Annotated in this window: 15 protein-coding genes; all 15 read left to right on the top strand. The window is 71.1% G+C overall.

Annotation, left to right across the window (positions count from 1 at the left end; translation table 11 throughout):
• The first annotated feature begins 11 nt into the window (after positions 1-11).
• The 15 genes from BLV96_RS09170 to BLV96_RS09100 all read left to right on the top strand — a co-directional run bounded on the left by BLV96_RS09170 (position 12) and on the right by BLV96_RS09100 (position 18097).
• A complete protein-coding gene (locus BLV96_RS09170) occupies positions 12-497 on the top strand; it encodes a YbaB/EbfC family nucleoid-associated protein (protein ID WP_086672063.1) in 486 nt (161 codons plus the stop codon).
• Positions 498-520: 23 nt separating this feature from the next.
• Positions 521-859 (top strand): hypothetical protein, encoded by a 339-nt coding sequence (locus BLV96_RS09165; RefSeq protein ID WP_086672065.1) that lies wholly within the window; start codon positions 521-523, stop codon positions 857-859.
• A complete protein-coding gene (locus BLV96_RS09160) occupies positions 856-1995 on the top strand; it encodes a hypothetical protein (protein WP_086672067.1) in 1140 nt (379 codons plus the stop codon). Before BLV96_RS09165 ends, BLV96_RS09160 begins: the two co-directional genes overlap by 4 nt.
• 29 nt (positions 1996-2024) lie before the next feature.
• On the top strand, positions 2025-2630 hold the full coding sequence (locus tag BLV96_RS09155; protein WP_086672069.1) for a hypothetical protein: 606 nt from the start codon (positions 2025-2027) through the stop codon (positions 2628-2630).
• Positions 2631-2746: 116 nt separating this feature from the next.
• Positions 2747-3382 (top strand): hypothetical protein, encoded by a 636-nt coding sequence (locus BLV96_RS09150; protein ID WP_086672071.1) that lies wholly within the window; start codon positions 2747-2749, stop codon positions 3380-3382.
• Between the two features lie 58 nt (positions 3383-3440).
• Positions 3441-4613 carry an ROK family transcriptional regulator gene (locus BLV96_RS09145; protein ID WP_167379592.1) on the top strand — a complete coding sequence of 391 codons (1173 nt, stop codon included), beginning with the start codon at positions 3441-3443 and terminating at the stop codon, positions 4611-4613.
• A 726-nt stretch (positions 4614-5339) separates the two neighbouring features.
• On the top strand, positions 5340-6521 hold the full coding sequence (locus BLV96_RS09140) for an ROK family transcriptional regulator (protein ID WP_086675107.1): 1182 nt from the start codon (positions 5340-5342) through the stop codon (positions 6519-6521).
• Positions 6518-8017, top strand: coding sequence for a sugar ABC transporter ATP-binding protein (locus BLV96_RS09135; RefSeq protein ID WP_086675106.1), 1500 nt, complete (start codon positions 6518-6520; stop codon positions 8015-8017). The genes BLV96_RS09140 and BLV96_RS09135 overlap by 4 nt, the downstream gene beginning before the upstream one ends.
• Entirely contained in the window at positions 8014-9012 is a 999-nt protein-coding gene (locus BLV96_RS09130; RefSeq protein ID WP_086675105.1) for an ABC transporter permease, read from the top strand. The genes BLV96_RS09135 and BLV96_RS09130 overlap by 4 nt, the downstream gene beginning before the upstream one ends.
• A 22-nt stretch (positions 9013-9034) precedes the next feature.
• Complete coding sequence (locus tag BLV96_RS09125; RefSeq protein WP_086675104.1) at positions 9035-10090, top strand: substrate-binding domain-containing protein; 1056 nt, start codon at positions 9035-9037, stop codon at positions 10088-10090.
• 34 nt (positions 10091-10124) lie between these two features.
• Entirely contained in the window at positions 10125-11273 is a 1149-nt protein-coding gene (locus BLV96_RS09120; protein ID WP_086675103.1) for a Gfo/Idh/MocA family protein, read from the top strand.
• The gene (locus tag BLV96_RS09115) at positions 11270-12274 is read left to right on the top strand and encodes a sugar phosphate isomerase/epimerase family protein (RefSeq protein ID WP_086675102.1); all 1005 of its coding nucleotides are present in this window, start codon (positions 11270-11272) and stop codon (positions 12272-12274) included. Before BLV96_RS09120 ends, BLV96_RS09115 begins: the two co-directional genes overlap by 4 nt.
• Before the next feature lie 9 nt (positions 12275-12283).
• Complete coding sequence (locus BLV96_RS09110) at positions 12284-13141, top strand: TIM barrel protein (RefSeq protein ID WP_086675101.1); 858 nt, start codon at positions 12284-12286, stop codon at positions 13139-13141.
• Between the two features lie 19 nt (positions 13142-13160).
• On the top strand, positions 13161-14138 hold the full coding sequence (locus BLV96_RS09105; protein ID WP_167379570.1) for a multicopper oxidase domain-containing protein: 978 nt from the start codon (positions 13161-13163) through the stop codon (positions 14136-14138).
• A gap of 11 nt (positions 14139-14149) precedes the next feature.
• Positions 14150-18097, top strand: coding sequence for a ThuA domain-containing protein (locus tag BLV96_RS09100; protein ID WP_086675099.1), 3948 nt, complete (start codon positions 14150-14152; stop codon positions 18095-18097).
• Positions 18098-18122: the final 25 nt, after the last annotated feature.

Here is an 18122-nt window from a genome sequence, read left to right as displayed (position 1 = left end):
AGGAAGTGACGATGTCGGCCGAGATGGATCAGCTGATCGCCCAGTTCGAGACCTTCCAGGCCAAGGTGCGCCAGGCCGAGGCCCGGTTCGCCGAGGTCGGGGACATGCAGGAGCGGATCGCCCAGGTGGAAACCTCGGTGACCTCACCCGACGGCACCGTCACCGTCGTCGCCGGGGCCGGGGGCACCGTCACCGACCTGCGGCTCACCGCCGGGGCGATGCACCTCGAAGCGGGCCAGCTCGCCCAGCGGATCATGGCCACCCTGCGCCAGGCCGTGGCCGGGGCCGCGCGGCAGCAGGCCGGGATCGTCGACGAGGCCTTCGGCGACCAGCTCGGCTTCGACGTCAGCGGGCAGGTCCGGCAGGCGCAGGCCGAAGCGTTCGGAACCGCGGCGCCCGAACCCGCGTCGGAGCCGCAGGCGCCGCGCCCGCGGCGCCGGCCCGATCCCGGGGACGACGACGACTTCGACCAAGGCCCGATCCTCCGCCGCTCCTGATCCGACCGAGGGAACTCTCCGCGATGCCAGACGGAATCCAGACGAACATCGACGCGATCTCCGGATACGCGCGCCAGCTGCCCTTCTACGAGGGGGAAGCGGACAAGTTCGGGGCCAAGATCGACGCCGCCGACGTGACCGACACGGCCTGGGGCGTCGTCGGGATCTGGGCGAAGCAGGGCTACACCGACCGTCTCGGCGAGCTGCGGTCGCTGCTCGGCGAGCTGAAGGACGGCGTCGACGGGCTCACCACCAAGATGACCAAGGCCGCCGAGATGTACCGCGGCACCGAAGAAGCCGGCGTGATCGCGTTCGGCCGGTACGAGGCGGAGATCGACGCGATCGGGGGACAGGGCAAGTGACCGAGCCCAAGCGGAGCATCGCGGACGCCCTCGACGTCCAGCCGTACGACGAGAGCATGAGCGCGAACCTCGACCGCGCCGCCGAAGCCACTCCAGTGGTCGGCACCGTGTACAAGTCCGGCAAGTCGATCGCCGAGCACGCCCAGCAGGCCGCGGAGGCCGACAGCGCGGGCGAGCTGGCGTCGGCCGGCAAGGCGCTGGTCGGTGACGGCGCGGGGTTCGTCGCCGGCGCCGCGACCGACATGGTCACCTTCGCGATGGACCCGATCGGCTGGCTGGTCAGCCACGGGCTGAACATGCTGCTCGAGCTGGTCCAGCCGCTGCAGGACGCGCTGCACGCCGTCACCGGCGACGGGCCGGCCATCGGGCACGCGTCGGAGAACTTCGCGACGATCGCGCACGGTTTCGTCGCGCTCGCCGAGGACTTCGAGAAGACCGGCGACACTGCGCTGGCCGAGTGGGTCGACGAAGCGGGCAAGGCGGCCAAGGAGGCGCTCGGCGACTTCTCGTCGGGCATCCGCGGCGTCGGCTCGGCGGCCGGGTCGGTCGCCGAGGTGCTGCAGATGTGGTCGATGGTCATGCAGGTCATCGAAGAGGTGATCAAGGCGATCATCACCGAACTGGTGTCCTGGCTGATCACCATCTGGCTGCCCGCGCTGGCCGCGTCGGTGATCAGCTTCGGCAGCTCGGTCGCCGCCGCGATGACGGCGTCCATCGCCAAGGCCGCGAGCGTGCTGCAGAAGGTCACGCGCTACCTCGGCAAGTTCGGCAAGCTGCTCGACACGTTCATCGAGTTCCTCGCGAAGTACTCGACGAAGGTCGTGGAGATGACCCGGAAGTTCCGGCTCGGCCGGTACGCCGGGGAGTCGAGGTTCGGCCTGGACACGCTGGAGAACACCGCGCGCGTGCCGTTCACGCCCGGGAACCGGATGCTCACCACGATGTTCGGCACGTCGGTCGGGGCCAGTCCGCTGGTCGCGGGCGCGAGCGTCAAGGCCGGGATCGCCGCGGGCAAGACGGCGTTCGGCGAAGGCAAGGAAGCCGTTACTCCCGAGGAGGACGAGCCGTGGTTCGACAAGAGCGAGATCGGCGGGGACCGGAGTCCGGAGGAGACCCGGCGGAACTTGGACATCTAGAGCGGAAGGCCGTCGAGTTCGGCGACCGCATGGAGTCCGTGAAGGACGCCGCGCTGGTTCGCCCGGGTTTTCGCGAGCGCGTCGACGCGGTGATGCGCGACCGCTGGCGGGAGCCGGTGATCGTGCTGCGCCTGGGGGACACGGACCTGCGGTTCGCGGTCCCCGGCCGGCGCCCGGACGGCTCGGTCGAGGGCGAAGGCAAGGTGCGGCAGGGTTTCCTGACCGTCGCGCGCGGGATCGGCGCGGCGGTCGGGTTCGTCGCGTACCTGGCGAGCGCGGCAGGTAGCGGTGGGGGCAAGGGCGAGCGGGCGATCCACGTGACCGGTCCGGCGGACGCCCAAGCCCTCGAACCCATCGACCGGCTGCGGCGGGCGAAGGGGCCGTGGCTGGTGTGCTCGCCGACGTCGGTCGCGTTCGTGGACACCGGATCGACGTACCTGGACCCGGCCGACGCGCCCGACCCGGCCGTCGTGTGGGAGGCGCGGGGGAGCACGGCGCCGGAGGTCAGCTTCCGAAAGCGCACGCTGACCTGGGCGGACGGCTCCCGCTTCGAGTTCCCGCTGCAGAGCCGCACCGAGGACCGGCACCTGCGGCAGTTCCACTCGTACCCGGACGAGGTGCGCTGGCCGGAGTGACCGGGTTGCGTTCGTGTGGCCCAGCACACCCGCACTGCACGGATCGGCGATGTGGCCGTCTTTCTTCGTGAGAGCGCTTCCGGTGAAAAGATCACCAGAAGACGGAGGGAGATCTCATGAAGCGCATCGCCACCCTGGCCGGTCTGACCGCCGCGCTGGGCATCGCCGCCGCCGTGCCCGCGCTCGCCGCGCCGGTCGCCGGCCCGGTCACCGCCGTCGCCGACCTGAACGGCGACGGGGATCCGGAGACCGTGACCGCCCGGCTGACCGCCGACGACGACCAGCTGATCTCGGCCGCCGTGCACGGCACCTACACCTCGATCCACCTGCCGGCCGACAGCCGGTTCGGCCTCGCCGCCCCGCGCGTGACCGACCTCAACGGCGACGGCCGGGCCGAGCTGGTCGTCACGCGGTCCGTCGGCGCGAACACGACGTTCTTCAGCGTGCTGCACTTCGACGGCCGCAACCTGAGTGAGGTCGTCGGCCCGGACGACCAGCCGTTCTCGGTCGCCGAGGGCGGCGGGGTCGCCGCGCACCTGGGCTACGGCTGCACGCCGTTCGAAGGCGGCCGCGCGTTCGTGAGCGTCGCGGCCGAGTCCGACGACGTCGGGGCCGACCAGCTCACCTATTCGGGCACGCGCACGGTCTACACGCTGCGCGACGGCGCGCTGAGCGTCCAGGAGCCGACGCCGTTCAGCGCCCGGCCCGTGACCGATCCGGTGCTCGCCACGGATTCCGGCACGTGCGCCTGACCACCGGGGACGCACTACGCTGAACCGAATGAGCGCGGTATCCACCCCGGAGCAGTCGATGGTCGAGACCCGGCACCAGACCCGGTTGCTGACCCTGCTGCGGGACGAGGGCCCGATGTCGCGGGTCGAGCTGGGGGAGCGGCTCGAGCTGCCGCGGGCGCGGGTGGGCGCCGAGGTGACCCGGCTCGGGGAGGTCGGGCTGATCGAGACGGCGGGACCGTCGGCCAGCCGCGGCGGCCGGCGGTCCACGCTCGTCCGGCTCGCGGGCGACCTGCGGGTGCTCGCGGTGGACGTCGGGGCGACGTCGGTCGGGCTGGCCGTCACCGACGCTTCGTGCGAGGTGCTCGCGCACGCCGTCGAAGACTGCGACGTCCGGCAGGGGCCGCACCCGGTGCTGCGCCGGGTCGCCGAGCTCGCGGCGAAGGTACGCGAGGAGGCGCCCGGCCGGCTGGTGGCCGCGGGCATCGGCCTGCCCGGGCCGGTCAGCTTCGCCGAGGGGATGGCGGTGGCGCCGCCGATCATGCCGGGCTGGGACCGGTTCAACGTGCGCGACCACCTCGGCGGGCTGTGGGGCTGCCCGGTCGCGGTGGACAACGACGTCAACGCGATGGCGCTCGGCGAGCGGCACGCGGGGGTCGCGCGATCGACCGACGACCTGATGTTCGTCAAGATCGGCACGGGGATCGGCTGCGGGATCGTGCTGGGCGGCAAGGTGTACCGCGGGGTCGCGGGCACGGCGGGCGACATCGGGCACATCCGCCTGGACGACTACGGCCCGACGTGCGCGTGCGGCGAGGTCGGCTGCCTGGAAGCGTACTTCGGCGGCGCGGCGCTGGCCCGCGACGGGCTGGCCCTGGCCCGCAGCGGCCGGTCGGCGCACTTGGCGGAGGTGGCGGCGGACGGCGGCGCGGTGACGGCCCGCGACGTCGGCCGAGCGGCGGCGGCGGGCGACTTCGGCGCGGTGAACCTGATCCGCGACGGCGGGCGCCGGCTCGGTCAGGTGATCGCTTCGCTGGTGTGCTTCATCAACCCGGGGATGGTCGTGATCGGCGGCGGGGTGGCCCAGCTGGGGCACCAGCTGCTGGCCGAGGTGCGGAGCGCGGTGTACCGGCGGTCGCTGCCGCTGGCGACGGGGAATCTGCCGATCGTGCTGTCTGAGCTGGGGGAGACGGCCGGGGTGATCGGGGCCGCTTGGTCGGCTACCGATCGGGCCTTCACGCTGAGCAGCTGAGGTCCGGGCGCGGGGCGGCTGAACCGGGGCTCGGTGCGGCCCGCGGGCGCCGGCTGAGCGCCCGGCCGCGGCAAGCGCGCCGACTTCGGTCGAGGTCGGCGAGGTCGCGAATGCCGGCCGGGCGCCGGAGCGTGGCCACCGGCGCGCGGAGGCCGCTGCCGCTCGGTTCCGCAACTGCCGCTTCGCGCGGTGGGCGCTCGAGGCGCGAGGGCGAGTGCCGGCCGAGCGCTCGCCGCGGCAGCCGGCGGTGCGGTGGTCGCGGCGCGGCAGTCGGCCGCGCGGTGGGCGCCCGAGGCGCGAGGGCGAGTGCCGGCCGAGCGCTCGCCGCGGCAACCGGCCGCGCGGAGGTCGCGGCGCGGCCGCCGATCTCGTTGCCCCGCGCGAGGGGCGCCCGGGGCCAAGCTTCCGGCCGAGGGCGGATTCGCCGGTTGCCTCGGCTGGGCGCACCCGGCCGAGCCACCCGGCGCGCGGGCTCCCGGGTGGCCGAAACGCCACCCCCAAGACCCCCGCCGAGCGACTTCCCCGCCACCGCCGCCGCGCCATCAAATGTCAAAATCAGACAGACTTTCGCACTTTCAAACCGAAAGTCTGTCCGGTTTCGCACGTCTATCCGGGTGAAAACCGGCCAAACCCCAACTCCATCACCTTGACGAGTGATGCGCGCCACCCTACTTTCGCTGCCTGAGCGACAAAGTCCGCTCGCTACACGACACAAGTGGGGGCACCGTGGCCGAGACCAGGCGAGCCGACCCGGCGAGCCCGCGGACGGCCAACCTCGCCTCCGTCCTCCGCGCCCTCCGTGCCGGCCCCCTCTCGCGGACCCAGCTCGCCGCCCGGTGCGGGATCGCGAAGTCGGCCCTTCCCGGGCTGCTCGCCGATCTCGCCGGACGCGGGCTCGTCCGGGCCGCCGGGGTCCGGGCCGGCAACGGGCGGCCGAGCCGGCTCGTCGAACTCCACGGCGAAGACGCCTACGCCCTCGCCCTGAGCATCGAGGCCGACCGGCTGTCCGCCGTCGTCACCGATCTCGGGGGCCGGATGGTCGCCGAACGAGCCGAGGTCGTCGACGTCGCCGCGCTCGGGCTGCCCCGGTGCATGGACGAACTCGCCCACCTCGCCCGCCGGGTGCTGCCCGGCACCCCCGTCGGGGTCGCCGTCTCCGTGCCCGGGCTGGTCGACTCGGCCGCCGCCGTGCTGCGGCTCGCTCCCGCCCTTCGCTGGCGGGACGCCGAGATCGCCGGCCTGATGGCCGCCCGGCTGGGGCTGCCCGCCGAGGCCGTCGCCGTCGACAACGACGCCAACCTCGGGGCCCTCGCCGAAGCCGTCGACGGCGTGGGGAGCGAGCTCTTCTACCTCAGCGGCGGCACCGCCGTCGGCGGCGGGCTCGTCTCCGGCGGCACGATCCTGCGCGGTGCGCGCGGCTTCGCGGGCGAGGTCGGGCACATCGCCGTCGACCCGTCCGGCGAACGCTGCTCCTGCGGCCGGACCGGCTGCCTGCAGACGAAGGCGAACCTGGCCGCCGTCCTGCGCGCGGCCGCCGCGCCCGGCGACCCGCTGCACGATCCCGCCCTCGGCGTCGGCGGCCGCGTCGCCCTGCTCAAGCAGCGCGTCCGGCTCGGCGACCAGCGCGCGGCCACCGCGGTCCACGAACTCGGCGTCGCCCTCGGCGTCGCACTGTCCACTGTGGTCGACGTGCTCGACCCGGACGTCGTCGTGCTCGGCGGGTACTTCGCCGAGCTCGGCGACTGGCTGGTGGAACCGATCCGCGTCGAGCTCGCCGCCCGGCCGCTCGGTCACGCCCGGATCGTGCCGTCCCGGCTCGGCCTGGGCGCCCCGCTGCGGGGTGCCGCGCACCTGGCCGCCGAGCGGCTGTTCGCGAACCCGACTCTCGTCGAGGAGGCTTCGGTATGAGTCTGCTGTCCGTCCGCGGGATCGTGAAGACGTTCCCCGGCGTCCGCGCCCTCGACGGCGTCGACCTCGACGTCGAACCGGGCGAGGTGCACTGCCTGCTCGGCCAGAACGGCGCGGGCAAGTCGACGCTCATCAAGGTCCTCGCCGGCGCGCACCAGCCCGACACCGGCGAGATCACCTGGCGGGGCGAACCCGTGACGCTCGGCTCGCCGGTCGACGCCCTGCGCCTGGGCATCGCCACCATGTACCAGGAACTCGACCTGGTGCCCGGGCTTTCGGTGGCGGACAACATCTTCCTCGGCCACGAACGCGCCCGCTTCGGCTTCACGCGCATCTCGCAGGCCCGCGACGAGGCCGCCCGCCTGATGGCGCGGCTCGGCCACCCCGACATCCGGCCCTCGACCGAGGTCGGCAAGCTCTCGGCCGCCGGGCAGCAGCTCGTCTCGATGGCCCGCGCGCTCGCCCACGACGCCCGGCTGCTCGTGATGGACGAACCGACCGCCGCGCTCGCCGGCGAGGAGGTCGACAACCTCTTCCGGATCGTCGGCGAGCTGACCGCCGACGGTGTCGCGGTCGTCTACATCTCCCACCGCCTGGAGGAACTGCGCCGGATCGGGCACCGGGTGACCGTGCTCAAAGACGGCCGGACCGTCGGTACCGGACTCGACGCCCGCGAGACGCCGACCGCCGACCTGGTCGCCCTGATGGCCGGGCGCAAGGTCGAGACCGTCTTCGGCCCGCGCCACGAGGGCCACGCCAAGACCACCCCGGTGCTCGAAGTCGCCGACCTGACCCGCAATGGCGAGTTCGAAGACGTCAGCTTCACCGTCCACGCGGGCGAGGTCGTCGGCATCGCCGGGCTGGTCGGTTCGGGCCGCAGCGAGATCCTCGAAACGATCTTCGGCGCGCGCAAGGCCGACCGCGGAACCGTTGCCGTGCAGGGAAAACCGCTCGGCACCGGCAACGTCCGCGCCGCCGTCAAGGCCGGCATCGGCCTCGCGCCCGAGGAGCGCAAGAGCCAGGGCCTGCTGCTGGACCTGCCGGTGGTGCACAACGTGACCCTGGCGAGCCTCGGCCGCTACGCGAAGTTCGGCTTCTCCGAGCGCGGCCGCGAACTCGACGACGCCGGCGCGAGCCTGCGCCGCCTCGACCTGCGGCCCGCCGACCCGCGGCGGATCGTGCGCACCTTGTCCGGCGGCAACCAGCAGAAGGCCGTGCTCGCGCGGTGGCTGGTCCGCGGGTGCCGGGTGCTGCTGCTCGACGAGCCGACGCGCGGTGTCGACGTCGGCGCCCGGGCCGAGTTGTACCGGCTGATCGACGAGCTGGCCGCGACCGGGGTCGCGATCGTGCTGGTGTCCAGTGAAATCCCCGAGGTGCTCGGGCTGTCCGACCGGGTGCTGGTGCTGCGCGAGGGCCGTGTCCTCGCCGACCGGCCGTCGGCCGGGCTGACCGAGGCCGAGGTGCTCGACGTGATTCTCGAGGGGAGCGCGGCATGACCGAAACGCAAGCACCGCCACAGGAAGCGCTTCCCGTCGAACGGAAACGCTTCTCCTTCTCCGCCGACCCGAGGCTGCTCGGCCTGGCCGGCGTGCTCGTCGTCCTGTGCCTGGTCGGGCAGTTCACCCGGCCGGAGCTGTTCTTCACCGAAAGCAACATCTCGACGATCCTGCGGCTGGCCGCCGCGATCGGCGTGGTCAGCGTCGGGATGACGTTCGTGATCATCAGCGGCGGCATCGACCTGTCCGTCGGGTCGATGGTCGGCCTGGCCGGGGTCTGGCTGACGACCCTGGCGACGCAGTCCTACGGGCCGTTCGTGATGGTGATCTGCGGCCTCGCGGTCGGCCTCGGCTGCGGGCTGGTCAACGGCGTCCTCGTCGCCTACGGCAAGGTCGTGCCGTTCATCGCGACGCTCGCGATGTACGTCTCGGCCCGCGGGCTCGCCGAACGCATCAGCGGCCGGCGCACCCAGGTCGTCGCCGACCAGGGCTTCCTCGCGTTCTTCCGGGGCAGCTTCCTCGGCATCCCGACGCTGATCTGGCTGTTCGCGCTGGTGTTCGCGGTCGGCTGGGTCGTGCTCAACCGCACCACCTTCGGCCGCCGGACGTACGCGGTCGGCGGCAACGCCGAGGCGTCGCGGCTGGCCGGGATCAACGTCAAGCGCCACCTCGCGCTCGTCTACGGGGTCGCCGGGCTGTGCTGCGGGATCGCCGCGCTCATGGTCGTCGCGCGGACGACGGCGGGCGCGTCGACCAACGGCATGTTCTACGAGCTCGACGCGATCGCGGCGGTGGTCATCGGCGGCACGCTGCTGACCGGCGGCCGCGGCTCGCTCATCGGCACCCTCATCGGCGTGCTGATCTTCACGGTGCTGTCGAACATCTTCACGCTGAACAACCTGGACACCGACATCCAGAACATCGCCAAGGGCGTGATCATCGTGCTCGCCGTGCTCTTGCAGTTCCGGGCCCGGAAAGCCAGGACCGGTAGTTAGTCACCACCGATGGAGGTTCACCATGGCCGAACAACCCTTCCTCGGCCGCCGGGGATTCCTGCTGGGCGGGGCCGCCGTCGGCGCCGGCGCGCTGCTGGCCGGCTGCACGTCGAACACGCCCGCGAACTCGGAGTCCAACGCGCCGGTCGCCAACGCGGGCAACAACGCCCAGCCCGGAAAACCGGTCACGATCGGCTTCTCCGCGCCGGCCGCCGACCACGGCTGGATCGCGGCGATCACCAAGAACGCCAAGGCCCAGGCGCAGAAGTTCAGTGAGGTGAAGTTCAACGCCACCGAGGGCACCAACGACGTCAACCAGCAGATCTCCCAGGTGGAGACGCTGATCAACGCCAAGGTCGACGTCCTGGTGATCCTGCCGTTCGACGGCAAGGCGCTCACCGCGGTCGGCCAGCAGGCGATGGACGCCGGCATCCCGGTGATCAACCTGGACCGCGTCTTCGACACGCCGCTCGCGTATAGAACGTGGATCGGCGGCGACAACTACCGGATGGGCGTCAACGCGGGCAACTACCTCGCCGCGGAGCTCAAGAAGAAGAACGTCGCGAACCCGATCATCGGCGAGGTCGCCGGGATCGATTCGCTGCCGCTGACCCAGGAACGCAGCAAGGGCTTCTCGGACGCGTTGGGGCGCGCCGGGTTCAAGGTCGGTCCGCGCGTCTCGGCGCAGTTCACGTCGGAGTCCGGGGAGCAGCAGACGGCGAACCTGCTCCAGGGCGCGCCCAAGCTGGACGCCCTCTGGAACCACGACGACGACCAGGGCATCGGGGTCAACGCCGCGATCGACACCGCGGGCCGCAAGGAGTTCATCATGGTCGGCGGCGCCGGCTCGAAGAACATGATGAACCTGATCAAGGCGGACTCGTCGCCGATCAAGGCGACCGTGCTCTACAGCCCGTCGATGGCGTCGACGGCCGTCGCGCTGGCCCGCTTGCTGGGGCAGGGCAAGGGGATCGGCGACCTGGCCGAGCACGACATCCCGGCCGAGATCACGACGTATTCGGCGGTCGTGACGAAGGAGAACGTCGACCAGTACCTCGACGTCGGCTTCGACTCCTGACCGGACTTCCGCAGGCACAGCAAGAAGGAGGGGTATGAGCCCGGCACGGGAAACCATCGGGATCGGGATGGTGGGCCACGCGTTCATGGGTGCGGTGCACTCGCACGCGTGGCGCAGCGTCCACCGGTTCTTCGACCCGCCGCTGGTACCGAGGCTCGCCGTGCTCGCCGGCCGGGACGAGTCCCGGGCCGGCGACGCGGCGGCCCGGTTCGGGTGGGAGGCCGTCGAGACCGACTGGCGGAAGCTGATCGCCCGGGACGACGTCGACCTGGTCGACGTCTGCACGCCGGGCGACAGCCACGCCGAGATCGCGATCGCCGCGCTGGACGCCGGCAAGCACGTGCTGTGCGAGAAGCCCCTGGCCAACTCGGTCGCGGAGGCCGAAGCGATGGCCGAGGCGGCGCGGCGGGCCCGCGAACGCGGGGTGCGGGCCATGGTCGCGTTCAACTACCGCCGGGTGCCCGCGCTCGCGCACGCCAGGAAACTGGTCGAGAGCGGGGCGCTCGGGGAGATCCGGCACGTCCGGTCGGTCTACCTGCAGGACTGGCTCTCCGACCCGCAGGCGCCGATGACCTGGCGGCTGCGGAAGGAGACCGCCGGGTCGGGCGCGCTGGGCGACCTCGGCGCGCACATCGTCGACGCCGCCCAGTTCGTCACCGGTGAGCTGGTCACCGGGGTTTCGGCGCTGACGAACACCTTCGTGAAGGAACGCCCGGCCGAAACCGGCGGGACCGACGACGTGACGGTCGACGACACCGCGCTGTTCCTGGCGCGGCTGTCCGGGGGAGCGGTGGCGAGCTTCGAGGCCACGCGGTTCGCGCTCGGCCGCAAGAACGCGATGCGGCTGGAGGTCAACGGCTCGAAGGCGAGCCTGGCGTTCGACTTCGAGTCGATGAACGAGCTGCAGTGGTACGAGGGCACCGGCACCGAAGCGGGTTTCCGCCGCATCCTCGTCACCGAGCCCGACCACCCGTATGTCGGGGTGTGGTGGCCGCCGGGGCACCTGCTCGGCTACGAGCACACGTTCACCAACGAGGTCGCCGACCTCCTGGAAGCCATCGGTGCCGGCACGGACCCCACGCCGAGCTTCGACGACGGCCTGCGCGTCCAGCGCGTGCTGGCCGCCGTCGAGGAAAGCGCTGCCGCCGAAGCGAAGTGGACCGCGGTGGAGGAGGAGAAATGAGCCGTCCGGTCACGCTGTTCACCGGCCAGTGGGCGGACCTGCCGTTCACCGAGGTCTGCAAGCTCGCCGCCGACTGGGGCTACGACGGCCTGGAAATCGCCTGCTCGGGCGACCACTTCGAGGTCGATCGCGCACTGTCCGAAGAGGACTACGTGCCGGGCCGCTTGGCGCTGCTCGCTGAGCACGGGCTCAAAGTGTGGGCGATCTCGAACCACCTCGTCGGCCAGGCCGTCTGCGACGACCCGATCGACGCCCGGCACAAAGCCATTCTCCCGGCCCGGGTGTGGGGTGACGGTGAGCCCGAGGGCGTCCGGCAGCGGGCGGCGGCCGAAATGGCCGACACCGCGCGGGCCGCGGCGAGGCTCGGCGTCGACACGGTAATCGGTTTCACGGGGTCGAAGATCTGGAAGTACGTGGCGATGTTCCCGCCGGTCTCGCGCGATGACATCGATGACGGTTACGCGGACTTCGCTCGCCGGTGGCACCCGATCCTCGATGTGTTCGACGAGGTGGGCGTCCGATTCGCGCACGAAGTTCACCCGTCGGAGATCGCGTACGACTACTGGACGACCAAGCGCGCGCTGGAGGCCGTCGACCACCGGCCGGCGTTCGGGCTGAACTGGGACCCGTCGCACTTCGTCTGGCAGGACCTCGACCCGGTCGGGTTCATCCTCGACTTCGCCGACCGGATCTACCACGTCGACTGCAAGGACACCCGCAAGCGCTTCGACGGCCGCAACGGGCGGCTCGGGTCGCACCTGGCCTGGGCGGACCCGCGGCGGGGCTGGGACTTCGTGTCCGTCGGCCACGGCGACGTCCCGTGGGAGGACTGCTTCCGGGCGCTGAACTCGATCGGCTACACCGGCCCGATCTCGGTGGAGTGGGAAGACGCCGGGATGGACCGGCTCCGGGGCGCGGCGGAGGCGGTGAAGTACCTGCGCGAGCACCTGTTCGACCAGCCGTCGGCGGCTTTCGACGCGGCTTTCAGCAACCAGAGATGAGGGAGTTCCATGTGCGGTGACCTGCCAGAGCAGCAACACTCCCGACGAACGTTCCTGAACGTGGCGACAGCGGCCCTCACGGTGGGGGCCGCGGCGGTGGCCCTGCCCGGCACCGCGAGCGCGGCGGCGGCCCGGCAACGGGTCCCGGTCGACAAGATCAGCATCCAGCTCTACTCCCTGCGTTCCCTGCTCCAGAACGACCCCGAAGGCACGCTTTCCGCGCTGGCCGACATCGGCTACCGGAAGGTCGAGCTGGCCGGGACCTACGGCCGCAGCGCGACCGAGTTCCGCGCCATCCTCGACCGCAACCACATCAAGGCCTCCTCGACGCACGTGGGCATCGACGGCGACCTGAACCAGGTCATCGCCGACGCGAAGGTCCTCGGCAACCGCTCGGTCGTGGTGCCGTACGCGAATTTCGGCACCATCGCCGAGTGGGAGGCCTTCGCGGGCCGCATGAACACCGCCGCGGTCGCCTTCAAGAAGGCCGGGCTCGCGCTCGGCTACCACAACCACGACCACGAGTTCGCCCCGATCGGCGGCGTGGTTCCCTACGACGTCCTCACCGCGAAGACGGACAAGCGGCTCGTGCACCTGGAGATCGACCTGTTCTGGGCGGTGAACGGCGGCGCGGACCCGGTCGAGCTGTTCCGGCGCAACTACCCGCGCGTCACGCAGTACCACGTCAAGGACCGGACCGCGGACGGGCAGATGGTCGACCCCGGCGCCGGGGTGATCAACTTCCCGCGCATCTTCGCCGCGTCCTGCCACAACATCGGCGAGTACATCGTCGAGCACGACCAGCCGGCCGACCCGCTGAACACCGCCAAGGTCGGCTTCGAGTACCTCCGCACCGTGCGTTTTTGAGACCCCGGGGGAATTTCGCATGCGAGTGTCACGTCGGTCGATGCTGGCCGGAACCGCCGCGGGCGTCCTCGTGCCCGCGGTCGGGATGGCCGATTCGGCCTACGCGGCGGGCCTGAACCGCCAGATCACCATCTACGCCGAAGCCCTGCCCGGCGGCCTCTACGGCTACGGCCTCGAGCCGGGCAAGGCCACGATCCCGGGGCCGCTGCTGGAGATCTACGAGGGCGACACCCTCGAGATCGAACTGGTCAACCGGACCGACCAGCGGCTGTCGATCCACCCGCACGGCGTCAACTACGACACCGGGTCCGACGGGGCGCCGCTCAACGCGTCGTTCAACAAGCCGGGCGAGACGCGGACCTACACCTGGAAGACGCGGGCCCGGTACGACGCCGGCGGCGGGTTCTGGATGCCGGGCAACGCCGGCTACTGGCACTACCACGACCACGCGATGGGCACCGACCACGGCACCGCGGGTCTCGCGCGCGGGCTCTACGGCGGGCTGATCGTGCGCAAGCGCGGCGACCTGCTGCCGAGCAGGCAGTACACCGTCGTGTTCAACGAAATGATGATCAACCACAAGATGGCGCCCGACACGCCGATCCTCGAGGCGCGGCTGGGCGAGCGCGTCGAATGGGTGTGCGTCGGGTACGGCAGCCTGCCGCACACGTTCCACCTGCACGCCCACCGCTGGGCCGACACCCGCACCGGGATGCTGAGCGGTGCGAGCGACAACGCCCAGACCGTCGACAACAAGAACCTCGACCCGGGCAGCTCGTTCGGCTTCCAGGTGATCGCCGGCGAGGGCGTCGGGCCGGGGGTGTGGATGTACCACTGCCACGTCCAGACCCACTCCGACGGCGGGATGGTGGGCCTGTTCCTGGTCCGCAACGCCGACGGCAGCCTCCCCGACGGGGCACAGGAAGCGATCGACCGGTTCAAGCTGCATGACCACTCCGGGCACGACATGAACCCGGACGGACGGACGCACGCATGAGGACGGGAGCTATGAGAAAACGGTGGTTCGGAAGGCGCGGGGCGCTCGTGCTCGCCATCGGCTCGGTCCTGGCGGCCGGGGCCCCGCTGATCACGATGCCGGTGGCGCAGGCCGCGCCCGCCGCGGTGAACGTGCCCGTCAACGTGCTGGTCTTCCACGGCGCGGCGGCGGACCAGAAGGACCCGGTGCTGCGCGCGGCCGACGCGATCGCGCGGCTGGGCACGGACAACGGCATCACGGTGACGGCGTCCTCGGACCCCGCCGTGTTCAGCACCGCCAACCTCGCGAAGTACCGCGGGGTCGTCTACCTGTCCGCGCAGGGCGTGACGCTCAGCCGTGACCAGGAAGGCGCGCTGCAGGCGTACATGAAGGCCGGCGGCGGGTTCCTCGGCATCTCCGACGCGGCCCGCGCGCAGGACTCGTCCCAGTGGTTCAGCGGCCTGATCGGGGCCCGCCCGGTCGGGGCCCGCCCGACGCCCGAAGCGGTGGCGTCGGTGACCGCGAGCGCGGAGAACCCGCCGAACGAGACCAAGGAAAAACTGGCCGACAACAACGAAAACACCAAGTGGCTGACGTTCGCGACCACCGGCTGGGCGGCCTACAAGATGGCCGCCCCGGTCGCGGTCAGCAGCTACTCCCTGGTATCGGCCAACGACTTCCCCGGCCGCGACCCGAAGAACTGGACCCTGCAGGGTTCGGCGGACGGGAGCACCTGGGTCGACCTGGACACGCGCACCAACGAGGTCTTCCAGGAACGGTTCCAGACCCGGACCTTCACCTTCGCCAACACGACGGTGTACCCGAACTACCGGCTGAACATCACCGCGAACTCGGGTGAGCCCCTCATCCAGCTCGCCGACCTCAAGCTGTTCAAGGACACCTCGACGACCCCGCCGCCGCCCGAGCCGGCGCCGCAGCAGGCCGTCATCGACGTCCTCGACGCGCAGCACCCGGCCACCGCCGGGCTGCCGCAGAACTGGACGCGCACCGACCGTTGGCTCAACTGGGAGACCAACCCGGTCGGGACCGTCCACACGGTCGCGCAGGTCGAGGAGAAGGGCTACCAGCCGGGCGTCGGCGCGAACGGCGCGTTCCACCCGATCTCCTGGTGCCGCGACTACGACGGCGGCCGCTCCTTCTACACCGGCATGGGCCGCACCGAGGGGTCCTACGGCGAAGACCAGTTCCGCAAGCACCTGCTCGGCGCGTTGCGCTGGACGACCGGCATGGTCCGCGGTGACTGCCAGGCCGGCATCGCCGCGAACTACAAGGTCGAGAAGCTGACCGGCAAGAACGCCGCCGGGCAGCTCGACCAGATCGGCGAGCCGCACGGGCTGACCATCGCCCCGGACGGCAAGGTGTTCTACATCGGCAAGGCGGCCTGCCCGACCGGGCCGGTCGTGAGCTGGGACGACCCGAACGTCGGCCTCGGCTGCGGCACGATCCACCAGTGGGACCCGGTCACCAAGAAGCCCAAGCTGCTCACGACGTTGCGCGTGATGGGCAACCGGGGCAGCGGTGACGAGCTCGTCAAGAACGAAGAGGGCCTGCTCGGGCTGACGCTGGACCCGAAGTTCGCCGAGAACGGCTACATGTACGCCTACTGGATGCCGCACGAGTCGATCGACCGCGACAAGCGGATCGGCAAGCGCACGGTCTCGCGGTTCACCTACAACCTGACCGCGCAGACCCTCGACCAGGCCACCCGCAAGGACCTGCTGTCCTGGGACGTGCAGATCCACAGCTGCTGCCACGCCGGCGGCGGCATGGCGTTCGACAAGGACGGCAACCTCTACATCGGGTCCGGGGACAACAACTCCTCGGGCGGCTCGAACGGCTACTCCGGCAACAACTGGACGCTCGACTACAAGGGCATCTCGTTCCAGGACGCGCGCCGCACGGCGGGCAACACGAACGACCTGGACGGCAAGATCCTGCGCATCCACCCGGAGGCGAACGGGACCTACACGATCCCGCAGGGCAACCTCTTCCCGAACGGGCCGGCGGACAAGACGCGCCCGGAGATCTACGTGATGGGCGTCCGCAACATCTCGCGGCTGCAGATCGACCCGGTGCACAACTGGATGACCGCGGGCTGGGTCGGCCCTGACGCGTCCTCGCCGAGCCCGGAACTCGGCCCGGCGAAGTACGAGACGGCGACCATCATCACCGAGGCGGGCAACCACGGCTGGCCGTACTGCATGGGCAACCGGCAGCCCTACCGCGACCGCAGCAGCACCAACGCCGCGGAGCTGACCGGCTGGTACGACTGCGACAACCCGGTCAACACCTCGCCGCGCAACACGGGCCTGGTGAACCTGCCGCCGATCAAGGACAACATGATCTGGTACTCGCCGGACGGCGGCGGCCCGGTCTTCCCGAAGCGGCCGGGCTCGTCGATCCCGACGTACAACGCGGCGGACGCCACCTACACCCAGCCGTACCTGCGGGGCGGCGGGCAGGCGGTCATGTCCGGGCCGACGTACCACCGTTCGCTGGTCAACACGAACAGCGGCGTCGCGTGGCCGGCGTACTGGGACAACAAGTGGTTCATCGGCGACGAGTCCAACGCGCAGAACCGCGTCGCGGTGACCGTCGACCCGGCGGGCGTGCCGACGCACCAGCCGCCGGTGTTCGCCGAGACGTTCCGCCAGATCATCCCGGGCGGGGCCGGCGACACCCGGGTGCAGAGCTGGATGGACGCCAAGTTCGGGCCGGACGGCGCGCTGTACGTCCTGGACTACGGCAACGGGTTCTTCTCCCTCGACGCCAACCAGAAGCTGCTGAAGATCAGCTACACGGGCGGCGCGCCGACCCCCGCTCCGGCGGCGGCGTCGACGATGGTGCAGAACAAGGCGCTGACGGCGGCGTTCACCGGCTCGAAGTCCGGTGGTGTGTCCTACCGCTGGGAGTTCGGCGACGGCTCGGTGTCGACGCAGGCCGACCCGCGCCACACCTACCCGCGCACCGGCCTCTTCACCGCCAAGCTGACCGTCACCTACGCGGACGGTGAGGCGGTGACCACCCGGACCGCGGTGAACGTCGGGTGTGCGGTGGCCGATCCGAGCCCGGTGGTGACGTTGGGCGACAGCATCACGAAGGTGGTCAACCGCAACGCCGGCGGTGGCTGCACGGTCGACGACTTCATCGACGACGAAGGCGTGTGGACCACCCACGCGGCGTTCGTCAACCACGTCGAGCAGGCCACCGAGACGCTCGACGACCTCGGGGTGCTCAACTCCGACGAGGTCGCCGAGCTGAACGCGGCGGCCGAAGCGTCGCCGATCGGGAAGCCGGGCACCACGGGCTACGAGGCGCTGTTCGACGGCACGGCCGCGTCGCTGCGGGCGTGGGAGCAAGCACCATCGGGTCAGTTCACGTTGCAACCCGACGGGTCGATCCGCTCGGCCGGCGGCCTGGGCATGCTGTGGTACGCCCAGCGGCAGTTCGGGAACTTCTCGGTGAAGGTGCAGTTCAAGGACATCGCTCCGGACCCGAACCGGGCCAACAGCGGCGTGTTCGTCCGCTTCCCGGATCCGCGGACACCGCTCGACCAGCGGCCGCCGGGCAGCTGCGGGACGGTCGGCTCGGCGCGGACGTCGCAGGCGTGGGTGGCCATCTACTGCGGTCACGAAATCCAGATCTACGACGGCGACAGCGGCGAGCCGCAGAAGACCGGGTCGGTCTACAACTTCGACCCGCGCACGCTGGACCAGGCGGGCGCGCGGCCGAAGGGGACCTGGAACGAGTACGAGATCAAGGTCGTCGGGCAGCACTACACGATGATCCGCAACGGCGTGGTGATCAACGAGTTCGATAACACGCCGGGCCAGCAGTCGTCGCGCGCGGGTGACCCGCCGACCGACCTGCGGCAGTTCGTCAGCGGGTTCATCGGGCTGCAGAACCACAGCGACAACGACCTGACCGAGTTCCGCAACATCCGGGTGCGGCAGCTGTAGCGCGATGGGGGGCCGGGTACGCCCG

It is taken from the genome of Amycolatopsis pretoriensis (assembly GCF_900107925.1).
GTDB lineage: Bacteria > Actinomycetota > Actinomycetes > Mycobacteriales > Pseudonocardiaceae > Amycolatopsis > Amycolatopsis pretoriensis.
The sequence above is the reverse complement of the archived record's forward strand: the minus strand, read 5'-3'. Positions and strand labels throughout refer to the sequence as shown.